General features: G+C 54.9%; 23 protein-coding genes and 1 riboswitch. Of the genes, 2 read left to right on the top strand and 21 right to left on the bottom strand.

Going from position 1 to position 25,778, the window contains the following annotated elements; all coding sequences use genetic code 11:
- Nucleotides 1-334 precede the first annotated feature (334 nt).
- The 3 genes from EHV15_RS16625 to EHV15_RS16615 are packed head-to-tail and all read right to left on the bottom strand — an operon-like array spanning nt 335 to nt 3,203.
- Entirely contained in the window at nt 335-1,138 is an 804-nt protein-coding gene (locus tag EHV15_RS16625; RefSeq protein WP_128632179.1) for an ABC transporter ATP-binding protein, read from the bottom strand.
- Complete coding sequence (locus EHV15_RS16620) at nt 1,135-2,181, bottom strand: FecCD family ABC transporter permease (RefSeq protein ID WP_128635388.1); 1,047 nt, start codon at nt 2,179-2,181, stop codon at nt 1,135-1,137. The genes EHV15_RS16625 and EHV15_RS16620 overlap by 4 nt, the downstream gene beginning before the upstream one ends.
- The gene (locus EHV15_RS16615; protein ID WP_128632178.1) at nt 2,181-3,203 is read right to left on the bottom strand and encodes an ABC transporter substrate-binding protein; all 1,023 of its coding nucleotides are present in this window, start codon (nt 3,201-3,203) and stop codon (nt 2,181-2,183) included. The genes EHV15_RS16620 and EHV15_RS16615 overlap by 1 nt, the downstream gene beginning before the upstream one ends.
- A gap of 230 nt (nt 3,204-3,433) precedes the next feature.
- Nucleotides 3,434-3,649: riboswitch (cobalamin riboswitch) on the bottom strand.
- 190 nt (nt 3,650-3,839) lie between these two features.
- On the opposite strand from EHV15_RS16615, the gene katA reads away from it, so the two are divergent.
- Entirely contained in the window at nt 3,840-5,300 is a 1,461-nt protein-coding gene (gene katA / locus EHV15_RS16610; RefSeq protein WP_128632177.1) for a catalase KatA, read from the top strand.
- A gap of 116 nt (nt 5,301-5,416) precedes the next feature.
- On the opposite strand, the gene EHV15_RS16605 is transcribed toward katA, so the two are convergent.
- The 10 genes from EHV15_RS16605 to EHV15_RS16560 form a co-directional block, all read right to left on the bottom strand.
- Entirely contained in the window at nt 5,417-6,073 is a 657-nt protein-coding gene (locus EHV15_RS16605; RefSeq protein ID WP_128632176.1) for a DUF4310 family protein, read from the bottom strand.
- Nucleotide 6,074: 1 nt separating this feature from the next.
- Nucleotides 6,075-6,860 carry a DUF4311 domain-containing protein gene (locus EHV15_RS16600; RefSeq protein WP_128632175.1) on the bottom strand — a complete coding sequence of 262 codons (786 nt, stop codon included), beginning with the start codon at nt 6,858-6,860 and terminating at the stop codon, nt 6,075-6,077.
- A gap of 58 nt (nt 6,861-6,918) precedes the next feature.
- Nucleotides 6,919-7,257, bottom strand: a complete 339-nt coding sequence (locus EHV15_RS16595; RefSeq protein ID WP_128632174.1) for a DUF4312 family protein — start codon at nt 7,255-7,257, stop codon at nt 6,919-6,921.
- A 3-nt stretch (nt 7,258-7,260) separates the two neighbouring features.
- Nucleotides 7,261-7,626: a glycine-rich SFCGS family protein gene (locus EHV15_RS16590; protein WP_128632173.1), complete on the bottom strand. Its 366-nt coding sequence runs from the start codon at nt 7,624-7,626 to the stop codon at nt 7,261-7,263.
- Nucleotides 7,627-7,675: 49 nt separating this feature from the next.
- A complete protein-coding gene (locus EHV15_RS16585) occupies nt 7,676-8,041 on the bottom strand; it encodes a PRD domain-containing protein (RefSeq protein WP_128632172.1) in 366 nt (121 codons plus the stop codon).
- 11 nt (nt 8,042-8,052) lie between these two features.
- Nucleotides 8,053-9,978: a BglG family transcription antiterminator gene (locus tag EHV15_RS16580; protein WP_128632171.1), complete on the bottom strand. Its 1,926-nt coding sequence runs from the start codon at nt 9,976-9,978 to the stop codon at nt 8,053-8,055.
- Nucleotides 9,979-10,003: 25 nt separating this feature from the next.
- Entirely contained in the window at nt 10,004-10,261 is a 258-nt protein-coding gene (locus EHV15_RS16575; protein WP_128632170.1) for an HPr family phosphocarrier protein, read from the bottom strand.
- Between the two features lie 771 nt (nt 10,262-11,032).
- A complete protein-coding gene (locus EHV15_RS16570) occupies nt 11,033-11,917 on the bottom strand; it encodes a TRM11 family SAM-dependent methyltransferase (protein ID WP_128632169.1) in 885 nt (294 codons plus the stop codon).
- A 160-nt stretch (nt 11,918-12,077) separates the two neighbouring features.
- The gene (locus EHV15_RS16565) at nt 12,078-12,896 is read right to left on the bottom strand and encodes a TIGR03915 family putative DNA repair protein (protein WP_128632168.1); all 819 of its coding nucleotides are present in this window, start codon (nt 12,894-12,896) and stop codon (nt 12,078-12,080) included.
- The gene (locus tag EHV15_RS16560; protein ID WP_128632167.1) at nt 12,881-14,197 is read right to left on the bottom strand and encodes a putative DNA modification/repair radical SAM protein; all 1,317 of its coding nucleotides are present in this window, start codon (nt 14,195-14,197) and stop codon (nt 12,881-12,883) included. Before EHV15_RS16560 ends, EHV15_RS16565 begins: the two co-directional genes overlap by 16 nt.
- Nucleotides 14,198-14,490: 293 nt before the next feature.
- Here EHV15_RS16560 and EHV15_RS16555 point away from each other — a divergent pair, with 293 nt between their 5' ends.
- Complete coding sequence (locus EHV15_RS16555) at nt 14,491-15,702, top strand: IS4 family transposase (protein WP_128632138.1); 1,212 nt, start codon at nt 14,491-14,493, stop codon at nt 15,700-15,702.
- A gap of 412 nt (nt 15,703-16,114) precedes the next feature.
- On the opposite strand, the gene EHV15_RS16550 is transcribed toward EHV15_RS16555, so the two are convergent.
- From EHV15_RS16550 to EHV15_RS16505, 8 genes are all read right to left on the bottom strand, one after another.
- Nucleotides 16,115-16,894, bottom strand: coding sequence for an ABC transporter permease (locus tag EHV15_RS16550; RefSeq protein WP_128632166.1), 780 nt, complete (start codon nt 16,892-16,894; stop codon nt 16,115-16,117).
- 14 nt (nt 16,895-16,908) lie between these two features.
- Entirely contained in the window at nt 16,909-17,694 is a 786-nt protein-coding gene (locus EHV15_RS16545; RefSeq protein WP_128635387.1) for an ABC transporter ATP-binding protein, read from the bottom strand.
- Between the two features lie 19 nt (nt 17,695-17,713).
- Nucleotides 17,714-18,787: an ABC transporter substrate-binding protein gene (locus EHV15_RS16540; protein ID WP_128632165.1), complete on the bottom strand. Its 1,074-nt coding sequence runs from the start codon at nt 18,785-18,787 to the stop codon at nt 17,714-17,716.
- A gap of 34 nt (nt 18,788-18,821) precedes the next feature.
- Nucleotides 18,822-20,273 (bottom strand): aryl-sulfate sulfotransferase, encoded by a 1,452-nt coding sequence (locus EHV15_RS16535; protein WP_128632164.1) that lies wholly within the window; start codon nt 20,271-20,273, stop codon nt 18,822-18,824.
- A 13-nt stretch (nt 20,274-20,286) separates the two neighbouring features.
- Complete coding sequence (locus EHV15_RS36555) at nt 20,287-21,030, bottom strand: MarR family winged helix-turn-helix transcriptional regulator (RefSeq protein ID WP_246061644.1); 744 nt, start codon at nt 21,028-21,030, stop codon at nt 20,287-20,289.
- A 664-nt stretch (nt 21,031-21,694) separates the two neighbouring features.
- Nucleotides 21,695-22,597 (bottom strand): MsnO8 family LLM class oxidoreductase, encoded by a 903-nt coding sequence (locus EHV15_RS16520; RefSeq protein ID WP_128635386.1) that lies wholly within the window; start codon nt 22,595-22,597, stop codon nt 21,695-21,697.
- A 410-nt stretch (nt 22,598-23,007) separates the two neighbouring features.
- The gene (locus tag EHV15_RS37355) at nt 23,008-23,907 is read right to left on the bottom strand and encodes a histidine phosphatase family protein (RefSeq protein ID WP_246061643.1); all 900 of its coding nucleotides are present in this window, start codon (nt 23,905-23,907) and stop codon (nt 23,008-23,010) included.
- A gap of 361 nt (nt 23,908-24,268) precedes the next feature.
- Nucleotides 24,269-25,756, bottom strand: a complete 1,488-nt coding sequence (locus EHV15_RS16505; RefSeq protein ID WP_218571233.1) for an FAD-dependent oxidoreductase — start codon at nt 25,754-25,756, stop codon at nt 24,269-24,271.
- Nucleotides 25,757-25,778 lie beyond the last annotated feature (22 nt).

The raw sequence follows: 25,778 nt of genomic DNA, 5'->3' as shown, positions 1-25,778 counted from the left end.
CTTTGACAACTGGAAATGAAAAGGAAATTTTTCAGGGGGGATCCCCCCTGAAGCTTGAAAACCAATGATATCCATTGTCCCAATGGATACCCTACTTCGAACCCTAAAAGATAATTACACAAAACTCTTGACGCTACCGAAAGGCGGCCTTTCGCCACTAAATCGTGAGAATAGCGCCATAAAATTCCTCTATTTCACGCAACATGGGGGATATCGGCTGAAATAGCGCCCTTTTTTTCCTTTATGTTGTCACCCGAGATCTTCAATAGACTATTTTTCCGTTTTCTCAAGTCTTCACTTGCCATCATGCTAACGTTATTTCCAGAATCGTCTACTAGGCTTCCCCGCTTTCCGCCTTCCGCCTCTGCAAAAGCAGCTGCGGGACGCCGCTGTCCGGATGCGGCACCCGATACGCCTTCACTTGATAGACCTCCTCTACCAAAGCCGTGGACAAAATGTCTTCAGGCGGTCCCTCCGCGACAATACGCCCTTCGCTCAGCACCAAGAGACGGTCGCAAAACAAAGCGGCCAGGTTCAAATCATGCATCACGGCTACGACCGTCAGTCCTTCCTCCCGCTGCCACCCGGCGACCAGCTCCATGAACTGCATTTGGTAACGAAGGTCCAAATAGGTCGTCGGTTCATCGAGCAGCACCAGCTCCGGCTGCTGCGCCATCACCTTGCCGAGCGCGGCGCGCTGGCGCTGCCCTCCGCTCAGCGCGCTCAGCGGCCGGTTCTCCAGCGCGGTCAGTTCCAGCTTATCCATAATTTCGCCGAGCAGCCGCCGGGGGGCCTCCGGTCCGTCCTTCTCCCTGCCGCGCCAATCCTGATACGGAAAACGCCCCATCTCAACCACATCGCGGACGCTGTACGAAACCGGAGGCAGACCGTCCTGCTGCAGCACGGCGATTTTCCGCGACAGCGACTTGCGGCCATAGGAAGAGAGCGGACGGCCATCCAGCGCAATCTCCCCCGAATCCGGCCGCTCCACGCCGGAAATCAGATGGAGCAGCGTCGTTTTGCCGCTGCCGTTAGGTCCGATCAGCCCCCAAAATTCGCCCTTCCGCACGCTCCAGGTCACATCGCGGATGACCGCCTGGCGGCCGTACGTTTTGGAAAGCTTTTTTACCTCGATCAACGCAGTTCCCCCTCCCGCTCCTTCTTTTTCCGGTACAGCAAATAGCCGAAGAAAGGAGCCCCGACAAAAGCGGTGACGATGCCGAGCGGGATTTCCGTCGGCGCCAATAGCGTGCGGGCCGCAAGATCGCTCCACATCATAAATATCCCGCCGCCAAGCGCGGAAAGCGGAATGATCAGGCGGTAATCGGGTCCGGTAATCAGACGGATCATGTGCGGGATCACGAGGCCGACGAACCCGATGACACCGGACACCGACACGGCCGCCGCCGTCATCAGCGTGGCTATGAGCAGCACGATCAGCTTCGTCCGCTCCACGTTCAGCCCCGAATGCGCCGCCTGACGTTCGCCGAGCGCCAGCAAATTGAGCGTTCCGGCCCGGCTCCACAGAAACACCCCGCCCACCAGCAAATACGGGAAAAGGATGGCCGTATACGACCATCCGCGTAAGGCTAAGCTGCCCATCGTCCAATATAAAATTTCATTGACCGTTTGCTTGGACATCGCCGTCAAAAACGACACCACCGCGCCGAGGAACGACTGCATGACGACGCCGGACAAAATCAGGCTTTCGATCGGGATTCTCCCGTTTTCGCGGGCCAGCCAGATGACGATCCACAGTGTGACCGCGCCTGTCAGGAAAGCAACCGCCGGCAGTGTAAACACCCCAAGCAAAGAAAACTGCCAGCCGAAAAAAATAAGCACGGCCGCGCCGATCGCCGATCCCGACGAAACGCCGAGCGTAAACGGATCGGCCAGCGGATTGCGCAGCACGCCTTGAAAGCCGGCCCCGGCCACCGCAAGCGTCGCGCCGACCAATAGCCCCAACAAAACGCGTGGAAGGCGCACCTGAAGGACGATTTGCTCCGAAGCCACGCTCCAGTCCGGCGTGATCCAGCTCCCCAAGCCCGGTAAGCGGTGCAGTAAAATGCGGGCGATGTCGCCAAGCGGCAGCGGTACCGAGCCGATCCCGATGCAAAACAGCAGCGTCACGGCCAGCAGCGCCACCAGGACACCCCCGTAACCGGCCAGCTTGCCGGTCATCATGGCTGAATCAGTTCCGGATAAATAGCCTTGGCGACTTGGGTTAATCCTTGCGTCACCCGCGGGCCCGGGCGGCTGAGCAGATTGTCGTCCAGCCCGACGACGCGGTCTTCCTTGATTGCGGTAATTTGATCCCAGCCGGCGCGTCCTTTGATGATGTCCGCCAGCGTACGGTTGTTTTCGTCGACAACGCTTTTGGCGTACAGAATCACGTCCGGGTTTGCTTTAATGATGTTCTCTTCGTTGATTTCACTCCAGCCCTGCACGTCGGAAGCCACATTGACGCCGCCGGCCAGAGTGATCATTTCGTCCATAAACTCGCCTTTGCCGACCGTCCAACCCGGCGAAAATTCGATGTACACTTTTTTCTTCTGATCTTCCGTCAGCGATTTAACCGCATCAGTTACCCGGCTAAGCTCCTGCTGCATTTGACCGACTACTTCTTCGGCCTCAGCCTGATGGTCGGTGATCTCGCCGATCGTCTTAATGTGCTCCATCACATCGCTCATCGTTTTCGGATTGGACTGGAACACCTTGAACCCCAAATCGGTCAAGCTTTTGACCGTCTGTTCGTCGATCAGGCTGGCCGCCACGATCAAGTCCGGCTGCGCGGCGACAACTGCCTCCACGTTCACCTTAAATCCGCCCATTTTGGGCTTGTCCTTCACCGCTTCCGGGTAATCGTCCAAATCGGAAACACCGGCGATCTGCTGATCTAGTCCGAGCGCGAACAACGTCTCCGTCTCCGACGGGGCCAGGGAAACGATTTTTTGCGGCGCGGACTCAAACGTAAATTCTTTACCGCTGGAATCCTTCAACGTGAGCGGGTACGCCGTCTGGTTGGCGAGCTGCTTGCCCTGCGCCTCCCCGTTTCCGGCATTCGAACCGGCATTCTGCCCGGTTTGGCCCGCGGCCGAGCCTGCCGTGCTTTGGCCGCCCGCGCCTTTATCCTGGCCGCAGCCCGCCAATAAAAGCGCCATCGCCAGCAGCGCGATCCCCCATAAATTCAACCACTTTTTCATCAATATCTCTCCTCTTTTATGCTTTTCTGCGGGTTGTTCCAAAGGGCTACTGAAACCCCAAAATACTAAGCGATGCCTACGGCAACGGGCCCCTGCCCGTTAAACAAGAAAAACCCCCAATCCCGGCGGATGGGGGTACGTCCACAAAGTCACGCCTTCAGCGGGAAACGGATAGCCCGCCTTAAGGGCATGGTGATCTTAGCAGAACGTTATCCTTTCCTCGAAGGACCGTCTTTAATCACCCGTGGGCAGGTCTCCTGACTCGCAGGTTTTGACGGCAGCTCGCCTTCCCATCCCCCGTCTTCGGCGGGTGACAGTGGCAATATGAGCGGCGTCCCTGTTTACAGTGGCGGGACCGTGCCGGATTTGCACCGGCTTCCCTTTTAACCGAGAAGCTGCGCGCGGCAAACGCACCGGCTTCCAGGACCTACGGGCACTGATTTTTCGCTTGGTTCCAAGCTTTCTTCACTATTGGATTATAGGTGAAAAAAATAAAACTTACAATCTTTATCCAACCTTCATGCATATTTCATCATCGATTCATCGCGCCTTCATGACAAAGCTCCCCCGTCCCGGTAAAGTTAAGTTATCAAAGCGAAGGAATTTGAATAATTACATTTACTAAGAGGTGATTAAATGACTAATGATAAAAATCGCTTAACCACTAGCTCAGGCGCTCCGGTGGGAGACAACCAAAACTCGATTACGGCCGGCCAGCGCGGCCCCGTCTTGATCCAGGACGTTCACTTGCTGGAGAAGTTGGCCCATTTTAACCGGGAACGCGTGCCCGAGCGCGTCGTTCACGCCAAAGGCGCCGGTGCCCATGGGGTATTTGAAGTGACGAACGATGTCTCCAAATACACCAAAGCGGCTTTTCTGTCCGAAGTCGGGAAGCAAACCCCGATGTTTATCCGCTTTTCGACGGTGGCCGGCGAGTTGGGCTCTGCGGATACCGTCCGCGACCCGCGCGGATATGCCGTGAAGTTCTACACCGAAGAAGGCAACTACGACCTGGTCGGAAACAATACGCCGGTGTTCTTTATTCGCGATGCGATCAAGTTCCCGGACTTCATTCACACGCAAAAACGCCACCCGCAAACGCACCTGAAAAACCCGAACGCCGTGTGGGATTTCTGGTCTTTGTCGCCGGAATCGCTGCATCAAGTGACGATTTTGTTCTCCGACCGCGGTATCCCGGCTACATACCGTCATATGCACGGTTTCGGCAGCCACACCTTTAAATGGGTAAACGCGGAGGGCGAAGCAGTGTGGGTGAAATATCACTTCAAAACGAATCAAGGCATCCAAAACCTCGACGTCAAACTGGCCGAAAAATTGGCGGGCGAAAATCCGGATTACCATACCGAGGATCTATTCAACGCGATCAAGCAAGGCGACTTTCCGAGTTGGACGCTGTACGTGCAAATCATGCCGCTTGAAGATGCGCAAACGTACCGCTTCGATCCGTTCGACGTGACCAAAGTATGGTCCCAAAAAGATTACCCGCTGATCGAAGTCGGCGTAATGACGCTGAACCGGAATCCGGAGAACTATTTTGCCGAAGTTGAGCAGGCGACGTTCTCGCCGGGCAACTTCGTCCCAGGAATCGAGGCTTCACCGGACAAAATGCTGCAAGGCCGCCTGTTTGCCTACTCTGACGCGCATCGTTACCGCGTTGGCGCAAACCATAACACGCTGCCGATCAACCGTCCGATCGCCGAAGTGAACAACAATCAGCGCGACGGCTTCATGCGCGGGGACGGCAACGGCGGAGCCTCCGTTTACTATGAGCCCAACAGCTACGGCGGCCCGGCGGAATCTCCGCAGCATAAAATTTCCCCGTTCGAAGTGACGGGATATGCCGACAGCGTCGCCTACGACCACGATGACCACTATACACAAGCCGGCGACCTGTACCGCCTGCTGAGCGATGAAGAACGCACCCGTCTGGTCGAAAACATCGTAAACGCCATGAAACCGGTGGAAAAAGACGAGATCAAGCTGCGGCAAATCGAGCACTTCTACAAAGCCGATCCAGAGTACGGAACACGCGTTGCCGAAGGTCTCGGCTTGGCCGTGCCGCAGGGCGGCAACTAATCCGCTAAAAATAAAAGGAATGCGTATCTCCGCTTAGGACGGATACGTATTCCTTTTCACATAGATTTAATAACGGCCTGTTCTGCGGATGTGGGAGCAGGCCGTTTTTATGTCGTTTATTGCGGAGCAAGCGGGAACAAAGCGCCGAAGACCATCGCCCCGATGATGGCGCCGCCGGCAATCGGTTTCTTATACGCGTAAAAAACCGCTCCGCCAAGGGTCGCGCCAATCCCCACCGGAATCGAAGCCATCACCGCCGAGATGATGATCAGCGGTCCCAGATAGCGGCCGGCCGCGTTTCCCGCCCCCATCATGATGTCCGCCCCGAAGGTGGAGTTGGAGGCGTTAATCGTGTATTTGCGAATCAAAATGATCATGCCGCCGACCAAAAACCCGAGTACCGCCCCGGTAAGCAGCGCTAGCGGAAACGAGGTGATCGGGGCCGTGATTCCCGCTCCCAGCATCAACGCGGGGATGCCTATACCCAGCCCCGTTTGCAATGCACCCCCGATGTCCAGAATACCGACAAGCGGTCCTTCCAGAATGCGGGCAAACAGAAAACTCGCGCCAAACGCCGCCGCGGCGCCGAAGCTCCCGCCGTTGATGCCCGCTTCGAGCAGGGCGACGATCGCAATATCATTAAATGCGCCGACATGATAAACGTAATACATATGCGTCCCGGCAAAAATGCCGGAAGACAAAAAAGCGACGAAAAACGGAAACGCCCATTCCGAATACCAAAAGCCTGTTTTCAGTTCGTTATGATGTTCCATCTTATTTCACCTCGGATCCAAAAAATGCGTGCAGATCAATCAGCCACTGCGGTACGGTCACATGGACGCTATGCAGCAAAGAGACATCAAAGCCGCGGAAAAAGCCGCTCAGCACAAACAAAAGCACGACCGCCGTAACCAGCGTTTTCGTAATCCGGTTCCATCCGCCGTCGTCGACGCCTTTGCCGATCAGAATCCCCAGCACGATGCCCGGAACGGCATTGCCCATCACCAGATGGGATAAACCGCCGAGAACGGTCGACCAGACGCCGGTTCGTTTGCCCGCATCCATCGCCGCCGTCCAGAACACGATCGGCATGATCGGATTGATCAGCCAATTCGCCGCCGGTACCAGCACCTGCGTGGCGATCGCCTGCAAAGAGGCGGGAATAGCCGCCGCCGTCGAATTCAGCAGCGCGACCACAACAGCGCCGACGAATGCGCCGGCCCAAGCCATTTTTCGCGGATTATGCAACGTCTCCTCAACATTTTTGTTGCGGATCATGAGCGCGGCCGCCGCCCAGTTCGGAATGATCCGGTGGTCGACGTCCTGAGTCAGACCCCCGGCTCCCACCACGGAAGCCCACGCGTTAAACAGAAAACCGAGCCCGAACGAAAAATGAGCCACCGGGTCGCCTTCGCACGCATTCAGTTCCCCAAACGTCCGGAAGGCGCCCATCCCCTGAACCTTGGGGGCGTGAAACATCCGCGCCGCTCCGGCGCCTACGCCAAAGCCGACCAGCAAGCCGATGATAATGGACTTCAAAATAATTTCCAAGGTTTCCATCCCTGTTCCCTCCTTAATAATGCGAGTTCAAAAAGTCAGGTTTTCAGCACCGAGAAGGTTACCTCATGCGCAAAATACGCCGGACCCGGGAAGGCTGCCGGACCCGTTCGCTGAACTCAAGGTTCGCCAATTCCACCAGCCGCAGTCTCACCGTGATGTTGGCGGTGACTTCGTACTTAGTGCGGACTCGTGCAAAAAGGAAGCCGAGGAATTTTTCCGTATATGTATGCTGAACGGCGGATACTACCGCAAAATCCAACGGCTCGATTTGTAAAAGAATATCCTGCGTATCCCTGACAATGCCTTCCCTCATCCTCAGCAGCGCCTGTTGAAAGGCCGCTTGCTTCGTCTCACCCGAGCCGGTAATCGTAAGCGTGCGCTCCATTTCCTTGTACATGCCTCAACCTCCGTGTTTCTTCAGATAAGCTTCCGTCAAACGCCTGCCCAGCTCTTCCACATCCATAAACCCGAAGCCTAGTACTTTTTTTCCTTGCTGAATCGCCGTGACTCCCGCCTCGACCGACCTAAGGCCGAACTCCATCGGATATTGATATTTGGTATTGGCCGTCACCGCTCCCGCGCCGCCGCTGCCGCAAAAGGAAATGCCGAAATCGGCGTTCTCCTGATGCATCACATCCCCTAGCTTCATGTCCGCTCCGATTCCCGGAATCAAAATGGCGATCCCCCCGGCGGCCTCAACTCCCTTTGCAACGTTTTGCCCTTTTCCCAACCGGTCGCCGATCACGACCTTGACCGTTTTGCTCATATATTCGTTTTCCCCCTCATTTTTAGTGGTTGTTCAAAAAGTCATCTTTTTAGGTTTGCTGCCTTACGGCTTCAAAATGAACGGCCAGATAAAAAACTTCCGCCCGGTCCAGCTCTCTTCCCGGCGGCAATTCGCAGAGGGACAGCAACTCCTTGCTTAAAGCCGCCGAGGCGGGGCTGATTTCCTGAAACATTTCCTCAGAAATATCGGGAAGATACTCCCCGCCGGCCAATCTGCGGATAAATGCCAGCAAATGAATGCCGATGATCAGTTCCTTCTGGCTGCCGATGTCCAATCCGTCCCGGCCCGCTTTGCCGCGCAATTCGCCGAGCAGCCGCCGCACTTCTTGCAGCTCATGGGCTTCGGCCGTTATTTTCGCCTGAATCGCCGCTAGTGTATCGTCAATGATGCACATGGATATTCCCCTCATTCCAAATATTTCAAAATTGCCTGCAGTTCACTTTCCGTAACTTCGATTTGACGCTCCTGTAAAATGTCCAACAAGCGGTCCCTCAGCGGTTGTTCCCCCTCCAAACGGGCCGCCCAGGAGTTCTCCTCCCGGTATTGGATGCCGAAAGCTGTACGCTGCATCAAAAATATGCAATGCAGTGTCAGCGCTTCTACCCGCTCTGCCGCGAAATGACCGCCCACGCTGCTTACGATCTGCCTGCTCAGCTCAAAGCCTTGAAAAACAAGGTTTTGAAACCACGCCTGAACCGCATAGGGATCATCCATCTGTAAATGCGCTGGCCCAGAGCCTTTCTTGCACGCTTTAACTCCTGAGCCCAGGGCTTGATTCGTCTGCTCTGCCTTCAAAATTTCACCAACCTGCTGCTGAATGTTTTTGAAGTCCGCTTCCCCCGGAATCGCGCTCACCAATACCGACGGGACCGCCACGTTTACCGGCAAAACGCTGATCACCAGATCATGGCCGCCTTGCCGCAGCGTTTTATGAAGTTCCATCACGGAACAGGTGCCGCCTACGCTGACATTTTTCAAATTGTTCTCGATGACCGTCTTAAGCAGCCTGCTGCTGCCCCGTCCCGTACCGCATACGACCAATGCGTTCACCTTGCGTTGTCCGTGCATTCGCTCATAAGCATTTTGAAAATGCAATGTCATAAAGGCCACATCGCCATCCGTAAGATAGATGCGGTACACCCCGAACACCTTGATGCCGGCCGCCTTCACCTGGTCAAACATCACACGGTAGGCACGCCTGATTTCATGGAGCATCGGGTTTGGTTCGATCACCCCGTAGCTGTATTCCGTCAGCTTGTTGGAGATATGGGCCAGCAGGTCGGTAAACAGATCGGGATATTCCGAAAAGGGGAGATTCAGCCCCTCTCCAACCTCCTGAATCATGCGCCTGGTAATGGAAAAAGAGTCGGGCAGCACTTCCCCGGCAAAATGCTGGTTGTCCGGAGCGGCGGAAATCATCGCTAGCGCCTGTAAACAGACGAACCAGATGTCGGATTCGGGAAACCGGGTTCCCGTCTCCTCGCCAAGCTTGGTCAGCCGCTTGCGAAACACCGCGAAAATCCCTCTATTCCCATCCAACGTTCCGGGAAAATCAAAAGTTCCTTGTTCCCGGCCATGCCAGCCATGGCTGCGGCGAGAAATGATAATGCACAAACGGATAAACACGCCGATAATGCACTGATCGGAAAGCAGGACGCCTAGTTCCCGCTCCGTTTCTTTGACCAGCGAGCCGACAGTGGCAAACACCAGGTCCAAGTGGTCCACGGAATCCAAAAAGCTTTTCAGCACCTGATTAAAATAGTGGTTTGGTTTTCTCGCCTCGGCCACGGCGGCCACAATCCGGAACATATCGTTCCCGTCCAGCAAATCCTGGATGATTTTCTCCAGGACGAACCATCTCTGCTTTTCCGCTCCGGTGACTTGGATGCCTGAAGCGGAACGTTCAATCCGTAGGCTCCAATCGGCCAAAAACGGCTCGATAACCGCCAGATCGGCCAACGCTGTATTTCGGCTGACCGCGTTTTTCTCCGCAAGGCGACCGATGGTCAGGCAATCGTCCGCCAACAGCAGATCCAAGGTGATCGAGCTGACTCGTTCGCTTTGGCTCAGAAACACCTCGTCCCCGCCGTGGCCCAGTTGCTCCAGCAGCTTCTTCCGCTTTTCCTCCGTGCATTCTATCCAAATGCCCTGGCTGGGCTTGGATTTAAGCTCCATCCCCTGATCAACGAGCCACAACCGGATGCTGCCGACATCGTATTTGATCGTCCGCTCGCTGACTCCGAATTCGGCAGCAAAATCCTTGATGCGCAGTGGTCCGGGAGCGTAAAGGATCTTTTTGAGCAGCGCGCGGGATCGAGTGACGAGAGCCATGAATTTCACCCCCTTAAATGCAGCGTTATTCGAAAACGGCGGACAATACGGCGCCGATTTGCCGCAGCGCCTCTTCCTCCCGTTCCCCGGACGTCTTCAGCACAACCTTGTCTCCATAATTCATCTCCAAAGCCAAAATGCTGACGATGCTTTTGCCATTCGCTTCCTTATCGGCTTTGATCAATCTTACGTCGCAAGGGAACAACGCCGCCATTTTCATGACCGCCCCCGCCGGACGGGAATGAATCCCCAGCGGATTATGAATGATCACCTCTGTCTCCATGCTTATCACTCCTCGTTTGTCATTCGTTTTCCGTAATCAATGTCATAATACATTACACAAAATACCGCTTACCCTCCTTTTTTCTCAAGTTCCTGAAAGATTTCAGAAATTAATCGTTTTCATTGCACAACTTAAGTGATGTAATGTACCATGATTTGTAGATTGTACTTTCAAGTTAACGAATAAGCGGCAAAATGAACAGACCAAAAAAGCTGCACCCTGAACGGTGCAGCTTTTTGTAAAACCGAAGCTAACAAGAAAAACTACAATTCTATGAAGCTTGTTTTGCTAGAGTTGGGAGCGTGATATACTCTAATTATGGACTGAAAAGCGGTGGATGTTTTTGGGTCACGGCGTAGCTGCCTGAAAGGGGGTGACGCCGATGGCCGTACTTGTGGCGTTGCTGGACGTACTCCGATGGATTACCGCGATTCTAAGCCTAGTGTTTGGAATCCGGAAACTTTTCCGTTGGATGAAGCGTAAGTTTCGCAAGAACAAGCAAAAACCCACCGCGTAAGGTTGGCGCCTAACGGTGGGTTTTGCAACTGATTTAAATCTTTGCACGCCGTGGTGATCCACAGCCTTTCATGTCCTAAGAGTCTTTGCCGCACCAGGGCAGAGGCTCTTCTTTAGTTTATGGCTGAAACATAAAACTTCATACAACTGAACAGAAAATTAAATACTTGATCGCATTTTCATTTTAGCACTTCGAAATTCCGAATGCAATGAGGAACGAAAACAAGCAAAGGCATTGCAGTATTTGTTGCAGCGCTATACCGGCTGCTGTGTGGTCAACCACACATGACGGACAAAAGTCCCTTTACTGACGGAGCAGGAGTCCATGATTTTCAGGCCTGCGGCTTCAATTTCGGACTCAAGCGACTCGGAAGAGACGATCACCGCCCGCTTGCTGATCCGCCTTACGCTGGCAAGCATGAGGCTGCGCTCGGAGGCGGAAAGAATGGAGCATAAATTATAAGGCATATCGACGATCGCCGCATCAAACGCCTCGTTAATATCGTTCAAGTCGCCGATAGCCACCAAGTCCGCATCCTCGTAGCCGAAATGGCGCAAATTGACCCTTGCCCCGCGAACGGCCAGCGGATTGATGTCCCGGCCGACGATATCGATGCCCATCGACAGCGCTTCGATCAGCACGTTGCCCATACCGCAACACGGATCGATCGCCCGCATGTCTTGCGGATCGGGCACGGCGATGTTGACGAGCGCCCGGGCCACTACGGTGGTGAGGCCGGTGGAGTAATTTTGCGGCTTATCCTTATGATTCTGCCAGACCGGGTCGGCCGGCCGGCAAATGCCGAACATCCAGCCATCGTCCAACGACAGCAGTCCAAATGTCACATCCGGCCGTCTCATGTCGGCCTTGCCGCGGATCCTTCCGCCTATCTGCCGCTCCAATTCGCGCCGCTGCTCATAAGTCCGTTTCAAACCATTTTTGAGATACAGCACCTTAAAGGTACGCCCGTCCAGCTCCAGCTCCGCCACACGGGTGATGATTTCTTCCAGCGTTCCGGCGGCAAGCAAAACGTCCACCCGCATAGAAACAAACGGACTCCGGTTCGGTTCAATCCGTAAACGGCTGTCTATCAAAGCAAACGCCCCGGACTCTTGTCCAAACAGGGCGCGAAGCTCCATACGGCATAACTCCCGCTCATTCTCATGGCACGCAAAAGGATAGATGTACCGTAAAGGCGTTTGATTCAAATCCACTCTGTCAACTTCCCCTCTAAAATACCTTCCCGTCCATTGTACCAGAACCGCTGGATATCGGACGATGCCAAGCGTATTCAGGCGCTTACTGCAGGCGCTTCGGCTTTGGAGAGCCGGTGCGGTGTCCGTGTCCGCGCTCTCCCTGCATCTCGGTCAATTGCCCCCAGTAGCGCTTGGGCATATGGGACATCTGCGCCCGAGGATTAATCCTCTCCCGGATCGCCACCGTTTCGTAGAACCGCTTCCAGAGGCGGCGGTACGCTAGTTCCTGCTCCCCCGCTTCAGGCAAAATCAACTCGTCGACGTCCACGATCTCCGCTTTCCGGGCTCCCGCCTCCTCCGGCCGGTGGATGAGCGCTTGTCCGTGGGTTTTGTCGTAGATCATAAAAGCCTCCCTCCGGTAGCGGTCGCAAAAATGCGCGGCCAGCAGCGGCAGCACCCGGTTCTTCGGCTCAATGACCGAGACCAGCGCCTCGCCGTAAATCGAAAAGCGCACGAAACCCATCAAAGCATGGCTCTCCGTGTTCAAATGCCGCACCGCCTTGCGCAATCGGTGCACCGTATTCTCCGTCAGCATATCCATCACAACCCGCCCATGCTTAAAGCCAAGCCGCAGGAATCGGTAAATAAGCAGATCCTTTTGCGGATCACAGGTGAGAAAGCCGCGGCGGACAAGCTCTTGAGCGGCCGGCGATATTTTTTGCCCGATGGCCGCGTACACCCGGTTTGCCTTCTCCGGACAGGTTTCCACCCAGCGGGTCACAAACAGGGAATATTCTGGATCAGCATCGGAACGCAGGTCGACCAAATCCTCCTTCCGCGCATAGCTCTCAAACACGCAGCTCAACAAGCCGTCAAAGCTGCCGTCGTAAGCGTAAGCTGCATCACTTATCCAAGCAGCCATGGACTTAGCTCCTTCCCGGTTTTCCCCGCCAGCTCCTCGTCCGAAAACAGCGACAGTTGCTCCACCTTAGGCTTGGGCAGGAACATGTCGATTTCTTTGCGGGACAACAGCGACCTAAGGATTGTGCTTTCGTTCACTTTCAACCCCTCAAGCCGCCGGCCCGAGCAGATGATAAAATATTGGGCCCGTTTCAGCACGACGCCCAGCTTCTTTAAGCCGGGAAAATCCAGCAACGCCGTTCTGCGCGCCGCCACGATCCGCTTGGCGCTGCGGACGCCGATGCCGGGCACACGCAGCAGCTCTTCATAAGGAGCCTTGTTGATCTCCACGGGAAACCGTTCGATATGATTGACCGCCCAATGGCATTTCGGGTCCATGAACAAATTGAAATTCGGGGTACGCTCATCCAGCAGCTCCTTCGCTTCAAAACCGTAAAAGCGCAGCAGCCAATCGGCCTGGTACAGGCGGTGCTCCCGCAATAACGGCGGCTTGCTATCAAGCGAAGGCAGCAGCGAATGCTCCGCGACCGGGGTATACGCCGAGTAATATACTCGTTTCAGCTCGTATTTCCTGTACAGTGCCTCCGTTAAGGTTAAGATCCTAAGATCGCTGTCCGGTGTGGCGCCTACGATCATCTGCGTGCTTTGCCCGCCCGGCACAAACCGGGGAGCGTGACGGTATTTGACGAGATCGGTGCTGTTCTCCCGAATGCCCTGGCGGATCGCGGTCATCGGCCTCAGGATCGCTTCCTTGCTTTTGTCCGGAGCCAACTGATCCAGGCTGTCCTGTGAAGGCAGTTCGATGTTCACGCTCATCCGGTCGGCCAGCAGGCCCAACCGGGAAATCAGCGCCGGATCGGCGCCGGGAATCGCCTTGACGTGGATATAACCGCCGAAATGGTATTTCCGGCGCAGCAGCTCCAGCACCCGGATCAGCTGTTCCGTCGTGTAGTCCGGATTCCGCATGATGCCGGAGCTGAGAAACAAACCTTCAATGTAATTGCGGCGATAAAAATTTATCGTGAGCTCCGCCAGCTCCTCCGGGGTAAACATGGCCCGGCGCGTATCGTTGGAGCGGCGGTTCACGCAATATTTGCAATCATAAATGCAACTGTTCGTCATCAGTACCTTCAGCAGCGAAATGCATCGTCCGTCCGCGGCAAAGCTGTGGCAGATCCCCGTGCTAACGGCGTTTCCCAACGAGCTGTCCCCGCCGCTCCCGCGCTCCGCCCCGCTGGATGAACAGGATACGTCATATTTGGCCGAGTCCGTCAAAATGGTCAGCTTGTCATACACATCCATACGTTATGGCCTCCCTTTTGACAGCATTATATTGCGAACATGTGTTCTTGTCAATGATTAAGACCGCCGAAGGTCGAAGGAATTCGTTGCGGCGGTCCCTTTGATGTCCAAAGCAAGCCTTTAGCGGAAATAGAGGCAATTTATGCACTAGCGTTGCATCAAACCTATCATGATTCAAAAATTAACTAATTAAGGAAAAATATAAGTTATTTTCATGGAAAACCCATAAAAAAGCTCCTATTGTTAAGAGAGACGCGTTACCCATCTAACTCTCAACAAAAGGAGCCAAACCCATGGGTAACATACACAATTTATCCCTGATTCGTCAATGCTTTTCTTATTTTTCGGATGAAAAAATTTCTTTTCCCATCGCTGACTATCGTGTCCCTAAGCTCACCGTGATGAAATGTACGAAGCTAATTATGACTTCCCAACTGGCGAAATGGGAGTCGTATCGTCAAATCTCCCGCGCGCTTCGTACTAGCGAAACTTTACAGGAGAGCCTGGAATTGACCAGTATCAGTGCCTCCCAAATCTCAAGGAAATTACCGGAGATTCCGACCGAGTGGCTTGAATCGTTATTCCTTGACATTATGGGAAAGGTGAAGTTGCTTCTTCCTACGGCCACCTCTAAGATTGGCGCGGTTCGTATCATCGACTCGACATGTATCAAGCTTCCAGCCAATCTGGCCGAATGGGCCCATGTGAATCGGACTCACACGCAAATCAAGATTCATGTCCGTGTCCTAGCTTTACCTACGGGTCAAACACTTCCCGAGAAGGCAATCCCATCGACCGGAAATGTGAGCGACGTAGAAACCGTGGATCTGTTAGTTGAAGATGACAGCACGATTTACGTGATGGACCGTGGTTATATCAAGTACAAACAGTTCGATGCCTGGCTAAAGCGAGAGGTTCGCTTCGTGAATCGAATCAACGAAAATAACGGGGTATGGCACGTCGAGCAAGAATTGCCGATTCCTTCAAACACGAAGATTACTCGCGACGCTATTGTCCGGTTGGGGAGTGCTTTTCGCCGAACTAAGCAGACTTTGCGCTTGGTTGAATTTCGGGATGAAAAGGACCGTAAATACCGACTAGTTACATCTTGCTTTGATCTCAGCGCTACGGAAATTGCCGATATCTACCGGCAACGTTGGCTCATTGAACTGTTTTTCAAGTGGATGAAGCAGCATTTACGGCTCGTGAAACTGTACAGTTATGAACCGCAGGGCGTCTGGAATCAAATTTTTTTGGCACTCATCACATACGCCATTGCGATGCATATTCAGCTATCCAGTGGAACTTCGTTGAGTTTATGGGACGTATTACAGTCGGTTCGGAATTGTTGGGAAAAAAACCTCTCGATCTTCGAAGCGGAGCTTCATCGGAAGCCCAGCCGGTCATCAAGAGGACGACAGAAGGTACCAAAAGTCCAGAAAAGTCCACCGAAGTTACATACATCGGTGGGGATTATAAAGCCGCGGAAAACTGAGGGAAAGTAAAAGAGTTGATTTGAAAACTAAATATCCAAAAAAATGGATAAACGCGTCGTTTTCTGGTGCTCTCAACTTTTTGGCCTCTTTCCTTAAAATAAAAATGGAAAATTATTACATATATTAAATGTTAATCTTATGTTAGGGTCTTTGCAACGCTAGTGCAATTTATGGACTTATTTTAATTTTTCCTTCTTTAACTCAAAATAACGGTAAATATGGTCGTTATTCGGAGATGAAATTGGGAAATATCGCCCATTTGACGCCATATATTAAAAATAGAGACAAAAAAATCCTCTATCGTAGCTATACACCCTTTTTTGTCAAAAATAAGGCCATTATTTACCGTTATTTAAGGACTGTTCCCCTCGGAATTCTACAATCTTGAAAAAACGCCGCCGCCCGGTCTAACGCTTTCGGTTTATCTTCTTCCGGCCGGCGCGGTGCCGATCACCCCGTACCGCCACAGCACCTTGCGGCCAAACCAGCCGAACAGCCGGTCGGTGGCAAACCCCATCACCCCTAGGCTGAGCAGGCCGACAAAAATCCAGTCGGTGCGGAAAAACAGCCGCGAGTTCCAGATCAGGTAACCGACGCCTTCGTTCGCCGCGATCATCTCCGCCCCAACGATCGCCATATACGAGGTGCCCATCGCCAGCCTTACGCCAGTAAAAATATACGGCGCGGTCGCCGGCACGATCACGTGCCGGACGATTTGCCACTCCGAAGCGCCCATGCTGCGGGCCGCGCGGATTTTATCCTCCTCCACCGCCAGCACCCCCGTCAGCGTGTTCATGATGACGATAAATAGCGTTGCGTACAAAATCAGCGCGATTTTCGACTGCTCGCCAATACCGAACCAGACGAGAAACAGCGTGATGAAGGCGATCGGCGGAATAAAGCGGATGAAGTTGAGCAGCGGTTCGGCAAAACGGCGGATGAAATCCACCTTGCCGATCAAAATGCCAAGCGGGATAGCGATCAGGCTCCCCAGCGTCCAGCCGCTGAACACTCGGTAGAAGCTGATCCCGATATATTTCGGCAGCGAGCCGTCCCGCAGCAACTCCAGCGCTCCCGCCGCCGTATCCTTCGGCCCGGGCACCACCTCAGGGCCGTAAAGCCAGGCGCCGCATTGCCAGGCGGCCAGGATGAACAACCACAAGAGGAGCAGGCCGGCCCATTTATTTTTCAGCCAAGTCATAAGGTTCGCCCCTTTTATTCGTCAAAATGAGCTTGAATCCGCCGGTAATACTCGTAAAATTCCGCCGTGGACACGTCGCGCGGATAGGCGAGTGGAATCTCGTAAATCTGCGAAATATTGGAGGACGGGCCCGAAGACATGATGCCCACCCGTTCCCCGAGCAGGATCGCTTCCTGAATATCGTGCGTTACGAAGACGACCGTTTTGTTCGTCTGCCGCCAAATTCGCACCAGTTCCTTCTGCATCGTCCGGCGGGTCATGGCGTCCAAAGCTCCGAACGGTTCATCCATGAGCAAGATTTCCGGATCATTGGCCAGTACGCGGGCCAGTTGAACCCGCTGCTTCATGCCGCCGGACAGCTCCTTCGGAAATTTGTCCTTGTGGCCGGCCAGCCCGACGAGCTCCAAAAAACGGTCAGATACGGCCCGGCGCTCTTGCTTTGGCACTTTTTTCATCTTCAGCCCGAACTCGACGTTCTGGCGGACGGTCAGCCAGGGAAACAGCGAGGAATCAGCCTGCTGAAACACGACCGCCCGATCCCGCCCGGGCCGGTCGACATCCGTACCGCCAACCCGCAGACTGCCGCTCGTTTTGGAGATGAACCCGGCGATCATGTTGAGCAGGGTCGATTTGCCGCAGCCGCTGGGCCCCAGCAGGATAAAAAACTCGCCGCCTCTGACGACCAGATCGACATCTTTGATAATGTAATGAACCTCCCCGCTCCCCGCAGGACGCTGATCGCTGTAGCTTTTGCCCAGTCCTTCGATCAAAATCGTGCGGCTTGCCGAGGCCGATGTCATAGACATGCTTTCCCCCTCCTTACGGCGTGAGCGTCACGCGGTCCGGCAAAACCTCCCGCAGAAATTCCAGCTTGATTTTATCCTTCAGCTCAAAATCTTTTTCGATAATTCCGTTCTCCACCATATATTTTTTCTGCCTGGTCAAACTTTCGTAAGCGGCCTCCGTAAAATCGACGTTCCAATTGAGCACCTCCAGGTCCTTAAGCGTAGACTCCCTCGGCTGCTTGACTTCCTTATACAAAATGTCCGCGACCTCCTGCGGATTTTCCTTGACGAACCGCGAGGCTTCATCGAGGGCGCGCAGGAAATTCGCCACCGCCTCCGGGCGCTCGCGGATCAACGCTTCCGGCGCTACGATTTGGCTGCCGATTCGCACCTTCGTCTGCGACATGTCGGTCAGTTGCCGGACCCCTTCGGCGGCCTCGAACTTCGCGACCATCGCCGCGCCGCTGACCCAGACCGCGTCCACCTCGCCTTTTTTCAAAGCGATATACGCTTCGTCCGAGCCGCCCTGCCCGATGAGCTTAACGTCATCCAAGGCGAGGCCGTGTTCGGCCAAATATTCATCCCATAAATAGGAGAGAAAAGTCCCGCGCAAAAAGCTCAGCTTCTTCCCTTTCAAATCCTCCGGTTTGCCAATTTCGTCCCGCACGAACAGCTTCCACTGTTTTGCGTTTTGTTCCGTCGAGGTGCCGGTCGAGGCGATGATCGCAAACTCCCCTTTACTCACGGCGTTCAAAATCGGAAAATCGGCGCCCCAGGCGATGTCCGCCTGTTTGATGAACAGCGAGTTGATGCCTTCCGCCGGCGTGGCGAAGGTGACCAGCTTCGCTTCAATGCCGTATTTTTCAAAAAAACCTTTGCTTACCGCCGTGCGCAGTACCGGATTGGTGGAAATGTCGGCGATATTCAATTTGACGGGGGCTTGCTCCTGCCGGTCTTGCACCCCGGCGCTCCCTGCGCCCGCGGCCTTCGCCGCCGCCTGGGCCCCCTCCTTCGCCGAACCGCAGCCGCTTAAGACGAGCAGCAAGGCCGTAAATAGCCAGAATAAGCTCAGCACCGTTTTTGCCTTCGTTTTGGGGGATGTGGCCATACGTGGTCGCTCCTTTCTTCTTTATGGGTTCCCGTTAAGACGGATCCGCAGCCGTGCGCGGACGTTCATCAATCCGGGCGACGCAAAGCGCGCCTTCGCCGTAGGAGACGGTCCCTTCCACGGTGACAACCGAATCCGTGCCTTTCGCCGCGGCGCCGGGCACCCGGAAGCTGGCTACGTCGAGCGGCTCGATCGCCCGCTCCTCGGGATGCGGAAGCTGCGGCACCCAAGCGTAAGGAACGCGGTAGGCACGGTAGACCATGTTGGAGTTCCGCTTGTTTTTATACGGGGAAATGTATTCCCACACAAGCTCATGCTCCCGCGTCACCTCGAAAATCCGCCCATCCGCCCCTTCCGTAATCAGCGTGTTGCCGTTCGGCAGGCGCTGCGCGGAGCTGATGTACGGGCTGTAGAAGCGGTAGGAATCGAGCGGCGCCTGAAAACCGGCTTCCGTCGGCGTATACTGCCAGACGATCTCAAGGGTGACCGGATCGATTTCCAACACGCGCGAGTGGTCGCGGACAGCGTTTTTCTGGCCGGTCGGCGACGCCGGATTCGGCAGTCCGTAACCTCCCCAGCCGCCGTTGTCGAACACGAGCAGATTGCCTTCGCCGGGCAGGCCGCGCGGGATCAAATGGGCGTGATGCTGGCCGATGATCCACTCCAGGTGTTTGACCTCGGGTGCCGAATAATCCGGTCCCAGCTTCCAGACGAGGTTCCCGCTTTTTTTGTCGATAATGGCGATGATGTTGCTTTCCCGGGCGTCCCAAATGATGTTGTCCGGATGGAAGCGCTCGTCGCCCTCATCGAAATGGCGGTTGGGTCCCAGCGCCGACACCGAGTTGATGTGCATCCAATCCCCGGCCTCATTGCCGAAAAAGCGGGTATTCGGTTCTTCGCGCAGCACATTTTTCGCCGCGTCGTCAAAACCGAGCTCATCAAAATGCTCGTGGCAGTTCCATTCCCAAACGATATTGCCGTCCCAATCGACCTCGATGATCGAATCGTCGAGCAGTAATTTATCGGAAATTTTCGGGTTGCGCACATTTTTATGGACCAGAACCAGCGTGTTGCCCTTCAGCGTTTTGGGCTCAAGTCCCGGCGTAAAATACCCTACCGGATTGCCCTCCCGCTGATAATCGTGATGGGCTCTCGCCATCCACTGCGGCTCATGTCCGGGGTCTTCGATCCATTCGTGGCGGTTGAAGCGCCAGATGATATTGCCGTCCCAATCGACCTGAACGAGATCGGCCTCGTCCTGGAACCCGTGCTGCGGATCGCGTTCAGCCGTACTTCCGAGCACGTAGCCTCCTGGCAGCAGTTTGTTGGGAAAACCACGAAGCCCCTGCCACAAACGGACCTCCTTCCCGTTCATGTCGATGAGCAGCGCGCCTTGTTCGGCCGCCTGATAAATCGTGTAGCCGCTATAGGCTTTCTCCGGCTTGTAAATCGTTGCCCCTGTCGGATAAATCGTCGGATGCCCCATGTTCTTCACTCCTTCAATAAGTTAAAAATCTGCTCCGGACCTGGTTCTTGTTATGGCTGTTGACCTGGTCGTGATCGTGATCCTGATTGTGATCCTGGTCCTGGTCGTGGTCCTGGTTCTGATCCCGATCCTGATCCTGATCCCGATCCTGATCCTGATCCCGATCCTGATCCCGATCCTGGTCCTGGCCCAGTCCCTGCTCCCGGCCCAACTCTAGCCCCTGGTCCGCGCGCTTGTCGCCTTCGCCCGGCTTTTGTCCGGCATTGCTCTCCGCCAGCGCGTTCAGCGTACCGGAGAAATGCTCCAGATTCCCGGTCAGCTTTTGGAAGAGGCCGGCCATTTGCTTTAGCTCCTCCGCGGAGAAGGCGTTAAACAGCAGCGTGATGCACGACGCGCCGATATTGCGGTTGCGGGCCATCATTTCCCTGCCCTGCTCCGTTATATCCAGCCATACCGTCCTCCGGTCGAGCGTCTGGCGGACCCGCCGGGCGAACCCTTTTTGCTCCAGCTTGTCGCAAAGCCCCGTCACGGCCCCGGAGGTGAAATCGAGCTCCTCCGCCAAATCTCCAAGCCGCTGCGGCCCTTCCCGAATCATTTTTTGCAGGACGAGCAGCCCCGGGAGCGTGATGCCTTCAACCTCCACTTTGTCCCTTTCCTTCACGAACCGTCTGACCATTTTGCGGAACAGCCAGTCGGCTTCCTCCAGCAGCTCCCATTCCGCATGACAACCGGAAATAGGTACCACCTCCTTTGACAAAAATAAAAGGCTCCCGAAAGCCCCTCTAAAAGGGAAACTTCCGGAAGCCTTTGGCGGTCCAATCGGCTGCAGTCCAAGGCATATCTTAGACTTCTTTTAGCGCTAAGATAATGAGCTGTGAACGATTTTTCATCATATTAAACCAATTATTCTTACCCGTCAAGTATGAAATGAAAATCTGACCACCCCCAGGGGCTTGTTTATCCTTTAGGAGTGTAATGCCAATTCGAGGTCATGCCAATCCAAGGGTATGCCAATCCAAGGGTATGCCAATCCAAGGGTATGCCAATCCGGCGTTATACCAATTTGAGGGACATGCCAACCTAAGGGATAGTCAACCTGAGGTTATGTCAATCTAAGGGACGTGCTAACCAAAGGGCTATGCCACATCCCGCGAAATGCAAAAGTGCATGCGAATTTCGTCGAAATTCCCCGAAATAGGCGACTCAACTGCAAAAGTGCATTTCATTTCCGGGTAAAAGATACTTTTTGATCCGAGAGCCCCAAATCAGATGTACTTTTGCATTTCGATCGCTCAAAAATAGAAGTTTATAGTGAGTTAAAATGCACTTTTGCATTTGATCCAGTTAAGTTTCCAGTCCTTCCAAAGAAACCTGGAGGTAATACGTGCTGCCTTCAACGGAGAGCTTAGACACACCGCAACTTATGTCGCAAGAAGCCGGTAAGACCGCAGCCGCTTCTCGTAATCGGGAATCGGCGTCACGATCAGGAATTCCTCGTTGCCGTATTGGCGCTGCATCTCCGCCAGCTGCTCCATTACTTGATTAGCCGTCCCGGCAAATCCGCTGAAGGGGGAGCCGCCGCGGGCACGATATGCCGCTTCAACACCGGCGGCGATGGCTTCGGCCTCCTCCCGGGTTTCGCCGCAAATCACGCTGACCGCGAGAATAGCTCTAGGCACCGCTTGAAAAGCCGATGGCCGAAAGGCATCCCGGTACGCTTTCAGCGTTTCGATGCCGTCGGTTTCGCTCATAAAGCGACCGAACACGTACCCCGTGCCGAGCTCGGCGGCAAAGCGGGCGCTTTTGACGTTTGTGCCCAGCATCCAAAGCTCGGGCGGCGTTTGCGGAATCGGCCGGGCTTGGACCGGGTGGTCCTCATAGCGGTACTCGTCCTGGAGCAGGGCGGCAAGATCGCCGGCCAACTGGCGGTAATGGGCCACCCGCTCCAAAAAGTTACCGCTAAGCGCCATGACGGCATGCGCTTCTCCGCCAGGTGCCCGGCCGATACCGAGGTCGATTCTGCCCGGATAGAGGGCGGCCAGCAGCCGAAAGCACTCCGCCACCTTCAGCGGACTGTAATGCGGCAGCAGCACGCCGCCCGATCCGAGCCGAATCCGGCTTGTTCGCGCGCCGATATGGGACAACAGCACCTCAGGGGAGGCGCTAGCCAGCATCTCCATGTCGTGGTGCTCCGAGGTCCAGTAGCGCACGTATCCCCATTCTTCCACCCGCTGCGCCAACAGCACAGCCTGCTCCAAAGCCTCCTCGGCGCTATGGCCCGGCAGCTTCGGAACCATATCCAACACCCCAAGCTTAAAGTCCATATTCGGTACGGTCAAACCGATCCCGCCTTTCTTTTCAAGTGATATATGTAGTAGCGAGGATCAATCTCCCCCACCATAATTATCGCGTACCGGACGCCAAAGCTCCCCTGCGCCAGCGCCGTTCCCCATCTCTCATTGGAAAAATCCAATAGATTGACGGAAATCGCATGACATTCGGAGCTCTCATTGGAAAATATCCAATAGATTTCGCTCAAACCGTCCATTTTGCGCCTTGCCGAACCTGATCTATTGGAAAAAATCCAATCAAACCACTGTACTTACCATTGGATTTCCAGTTCTATTGGAAAAAATCCAATCAAACCGTAACTTTGCCATTAGATTTCTAATTTCATTGGATATTTCCAATCAAAACATTATGGAAACTTCGTTAAATCCCATCGTTAGAATCGCTATTCCCAATAAAGCCGCTTGATCCCGCCCGGGGGCAGCCGAGTATCCCAAAAACCCAGCCCAGGCTCCAGCATCGCCGACAACAGCGAGATGACCCCGCCGTGGGTGACGATCAGCAGCCGTACCGTTCGGGAGTTCCGCGTGAAAACCTTGCTTGTCTCAAGCCTCACATCAACATGTTCGCTCATCGCCTCGGTACGTTTCCACAATGTCTCGGCCATTTCCCTTGCGACCTCAGTATGCTCTCCCGAAACCTCTACATTTTCCTGCATCGCCTCGGCCGTTTCCCCCATCGTTTCGGCGTTCTCAGGCATCACCTTGGCGTTCTCACACATCATCTTGGCGTTCTCAGGCATCACCTTATCACGTATCACCTTGGCGTTCTCACACATCAATTTGGCGTCTAGACGTGTCCTCGCTGCGCTTTCCCGCATCTCTCCGGCGTCTTCCCTGCGGCTCCTTCCCTCCGCGGCCAAAGTTTGCGAACATGCCGCCAGCTCCTGACGCACGGCCTCAATCCGCGCCCGAAACGCTTGCCACGATTCGCCGCCCGGCGGCGTTACCTGCTGCGGGTCGTCAACCCAGGCCCTGTACAGGGCGTTGTCCTTCAACATCTCGTACGTCCGGCCCTCCCACGCCCCGAAATCCATTTCCCGCAAACGGCGGTCGGCCACGCAGCGTTCCGCCAGATCAGGGCGGGCGTATTCCAGCGTTTGCCGGCAGCGGAGCAGGTCGCTCGCGTAAACGGCAGAGAAGTCCACCCCCGCCAATTCCCGGCGCAGCGGTTTAAGCCCGGACGCTTCACCGGGGAGAAGCGCAAGGTCGCTTTGCCCCTGGTACCGATGCTGTACGTTCCACTCGGTTAATCCGTGGCGGACGAGCCACCATTCGATCCGCACCGTCCTCTCTCCTTTCGCTTTCGCCGCTCTAAAGTTTCTCCCCTGATTATACTCCTCAAAGCCAAGGCTTGGCAGCTTTAGCCGACCCAATTTTCACTTTTCCTTATCGCCCTGGCAGCGACAAGGGTAGTAAGGCTAGCAAGGTTAGTAAGGTTAGTAAGGTTAGTAAGGTTAGTAAGGTTAGTAAGGTTAGTAAGGTTAGTAAGGTTGACAAGGTTACGCCGAAAATAGCGGCTGCGGCAACCCGGGCGTCCTACAGATCGTGCCGCCCCCCCTGCCTAAACAGCCAAAAGGATGGGCCCGGGGATTCCCCCGTTCCCATCCTCCCCTAATTGTCGCTGCTAATCCAAGTGAGATGGCTTTAGATGTTTGGCGTAATGTGGCGTTTGTTCGCCTGCAAAAATTCCGCCGCATATTTCTGTGCGTTCCGCGTTTCTCTCTCCACCGCTTCCGGGTCGCGGCGCAAGGATGCGCCGTTGCTCAGCAGCTCGGCATGCAGCTCCTTGATATCCAGCTCCCGCGGCTGGATTCCCTGCTTGGCGCTCAGCCCCGCCGCCGTGCCGGCCGCCTGCCCGATCGCCATCACGCTGCCTTGCGTGCGGAAGGAGCCGTGGGCTTCGCTTGTCGCCGAGATGCATCTCCCCGCCATCAACAGCCCGTCGACTTTGACCGGCACAAGGCAGCGGTAAGGAATGTCATAGGAGTCCTTGATGTCGATCCACGCTCCCGCGGTTTCCGGATCGCCGTACCCTGCTTTGCCCGCCATATTGTGCACATCAATCGGGAAGTAACCTCTCGTGATGACGTCGTCGAATTTTCTGCCCCCGATCACATCGTCCGCCTGCAGCACATAGTTGCCGACGATATGCCGGGATTCGCGCACGCCGAGCTCGCTGCCGGTCATGCTTAAGAAGGCATGCTCAAAACCGGGCACATATTTGTTCATGAACTTGACGATCGATTCAACCTGTCTGCGGCCTTCGATCTCCCCCGCCGTTCTGGAATCGGCGTTTGTGCCGTCCACGTCGATCACCCGCGTGGAATTGAAATGAATGACCCCGGGATGAACGGAATTCAGCAGCAGGATGGAATCCCGCCCGATATGGAGTTCCCCGTTGTCTACCGCCTGCTTCACGAACTTTTTGAACCCTTGCGCGACGAAATACTTACTCACGAGCCTGTCCGAATATTTCCGGATCGGAATAACGTCGGATTTCCATTCGAAATCGTCCGGGTTAGCGAGGATATATTGATAAAGCTTCTCCGTATCCACATTGCCCATTTCGAACATCAAAGTCGATGGCTGCATTTTCCGGTCCTTGGCCCGCCCCAGCACAAACTCCGCGCCGGCTCCGCTGGCCACGTCCCCGTCCCCCGTCGCGTCGACGACCACCTTAGCCTTCAAAATATTTTCGCCGGATTTGTTGACGACCTTCACGCCGGTCACCCGGTCGCCTTCCGTAAGCGTGCCGCTGAACATGGAATGCAGCAGAACGTCCGCGCCGGCTTCCCTGACCATTTCGTAAGCGATATATTTGTATCTCTCCCGGTCGAAAAAGCCCAGATAAGCCCCGCTGCCGTAAGGATCAAGCACTTTGCAATGCCCCGGGCTCGCGCCGTACTCGACCATTCGATCCATGAATTGCTGCGGAATACCTTTGACGACCTGTTCGTCCCGAATATGAAAAGGAGATATGGGACCGAGCGCCGCCGAAGTGGCAGCGCCCCCCAGAAAACCGTTCTTATCCACCAGCAGCGTGCGCGCCCCCGTCCTGCCCGCGGCAATCGCCGCGATAAAACCGGAAGGGCCTCCGCCCATGACGATGACATCATACTCTTTTTCCACCATGTTCTCTTCCTCCCATACGTAT

It is taken from the genome of Paenibacillus oralis, from assembly GCF_003863965.1.
GTDB classification, from domain to species: domain Bacteria; phylum Bacillota; class Bacilli; order Paenibacillales; family Paenibacillaceae; genus Fontibacillus; species Fontibacillus oralis.
This window is presented reverse-complemented; position numbering and strand designations above follow the sequence as displayed.

Excerpts from the sequence above, each read along its gene's own strand:
- EHV15_RS16620 (WP_128635388.1), bottom strand. The coding sequence starts at position 2,181 with ATGACCGGCAAGCTGGCCGGTTACGGGGGTGTCCTGGTGGCGCTGCTG.
- EHV15_RS16615 (WP_128632178.1), bottom strand. The coding sequence starts at position 3,203 with ATGAAAAAGTGGTTGAATTTATGGGGGATCGCGCTGCTGGCGATGGCG.
- katA (WP_128632177.1), top strand. The coding sequence starts at position 3,840 with ATGACTAATGATAAAAATCGCTTAACCACTAGCTCAGGCGCTCCGGTG.
- EHV15_RS16605 (WP_128632176.1), bottom strand. The coding sequence starts at position 6,073 with ATGGAACATCATAACGAACTGAAAACAGGCTTTTGGTATTCGGAATGG.
- EHV15_RS16600 (WP_128632175.1), bottom strand. The coding sequence starts at position 6,860 with ATGGAAACCTTGGAAATTATTTTGAAGTCCATTATCATCGGCTTGCTG.
- EHV15_RS16595 (WP_128632174.1), bottom strand. The coding sequence starts at position 7,257 with ATGTACAAGGAAATGGAGCGCACGCTTACGATTACCGGCTCGGGTGAG.
- EHV15_RS16590 (WP_128632173.1), bottom strand. The coding sequence starts at position 7,626 with ATGAGCAAAACGGTCAAGGTCGTGATCGGCGACCGGTTGGGAAAAGGG.
- EHV15_RS16585 (WP_128632172.1), bottom strand. The coding sequence starts at position 8,041 with ATGTGCATCATTGACGATACACTAGCGGCGATTCAGGCGAAAATAACG.
- EHV15_RS16580 (WP_128632171.1), bottom strand. The coding sequence starts at position 9,978 with ATGGCTCTCGTCACTCGATCCCGCGCGCTGCTCAAAAAGATCCTTTAC.
- EHV15_RS16575 (WP_128632170.1), bottom strand. The coding sequence starts at position 10,261 with ATGGAGACAGAGGTGATCATTCATAATCCGCTGGGGATTCATTCCCGT.
- EHV15_RS16570 (WP_128632169.1), bottom strand. The coding sequence starts at position 11,917 with ATGGAGCTTCGCGCCCTGTTTGGACAAGAGTCCGGGGCGTTTGCTTTG.
- EHV15_RS16565 (WP_128632168.1), bottom strand. The coding sequence starts at position 12,896 with ATGGCTGCTTGGATAAGTGATGCAGCTTACGCTTACGACGGCAGCTTT.
- EHV15_RS16560 (WP_128632167.1), bottom strand. The coding sequence starts at position 14,197 with ATGGATGTGTATGACAAGCTGACCATTTTGACGGACTCGGCCAAATAT.
- EHV15_RS16555 (WP_128632138.1), top strand. The coding sequence starts at position 14,491 with ATGGGTAACATACACAATTTATCCCTGATTCGTCAATGCTTTTCTTAT.
- EHV15_RS16550 (WP_128632166.1), bottom strand. The coding sequence starts at position 16,894 with ATGACTTGGCTGAAAAATAAATGGGCCGGCCTGCTCCTCTTGTGGTTG.
- EHV15_RS16545 (WP_128635387.1), bottom strand. The coding sequence starts at position 17,694 with ATGACATCGGCCTCGGCAAGCCGCACGATTTTGATCGAAGGACTGGGC.
- EHV15_RS16540 (WP_128632165.1), bottom strand. The coding sequence starts at position 18,787 with ATGGCCACATCCCCCAAAACGAAGGCAAAAACGGTGCTGAGCTTATTC.
- EHV15_RS16535 (WP_128632164.1), bottom strand. The coding sequence starts at position 20,273 with ATGGGGCATCCGACGATTTATCCGACAGGGGCAACGATTTACAAGCCG.
- EHV15_RS16520 (WP_128635386.1), bottom strand. The coding sequence starts at position 22,597 with ATGGACTTTAAGCTTGGGGTGTTGGATATGGTTCCGAAGCTGCCGGGC.
- EHV15_RS16505 (WP_218571233.1), bottom strand. The coding sequence starts at position 25,756 with ATGGTGGAAAAAGAGTATGATGTCATCGTCATGGGCGGAGGCCCTTCC.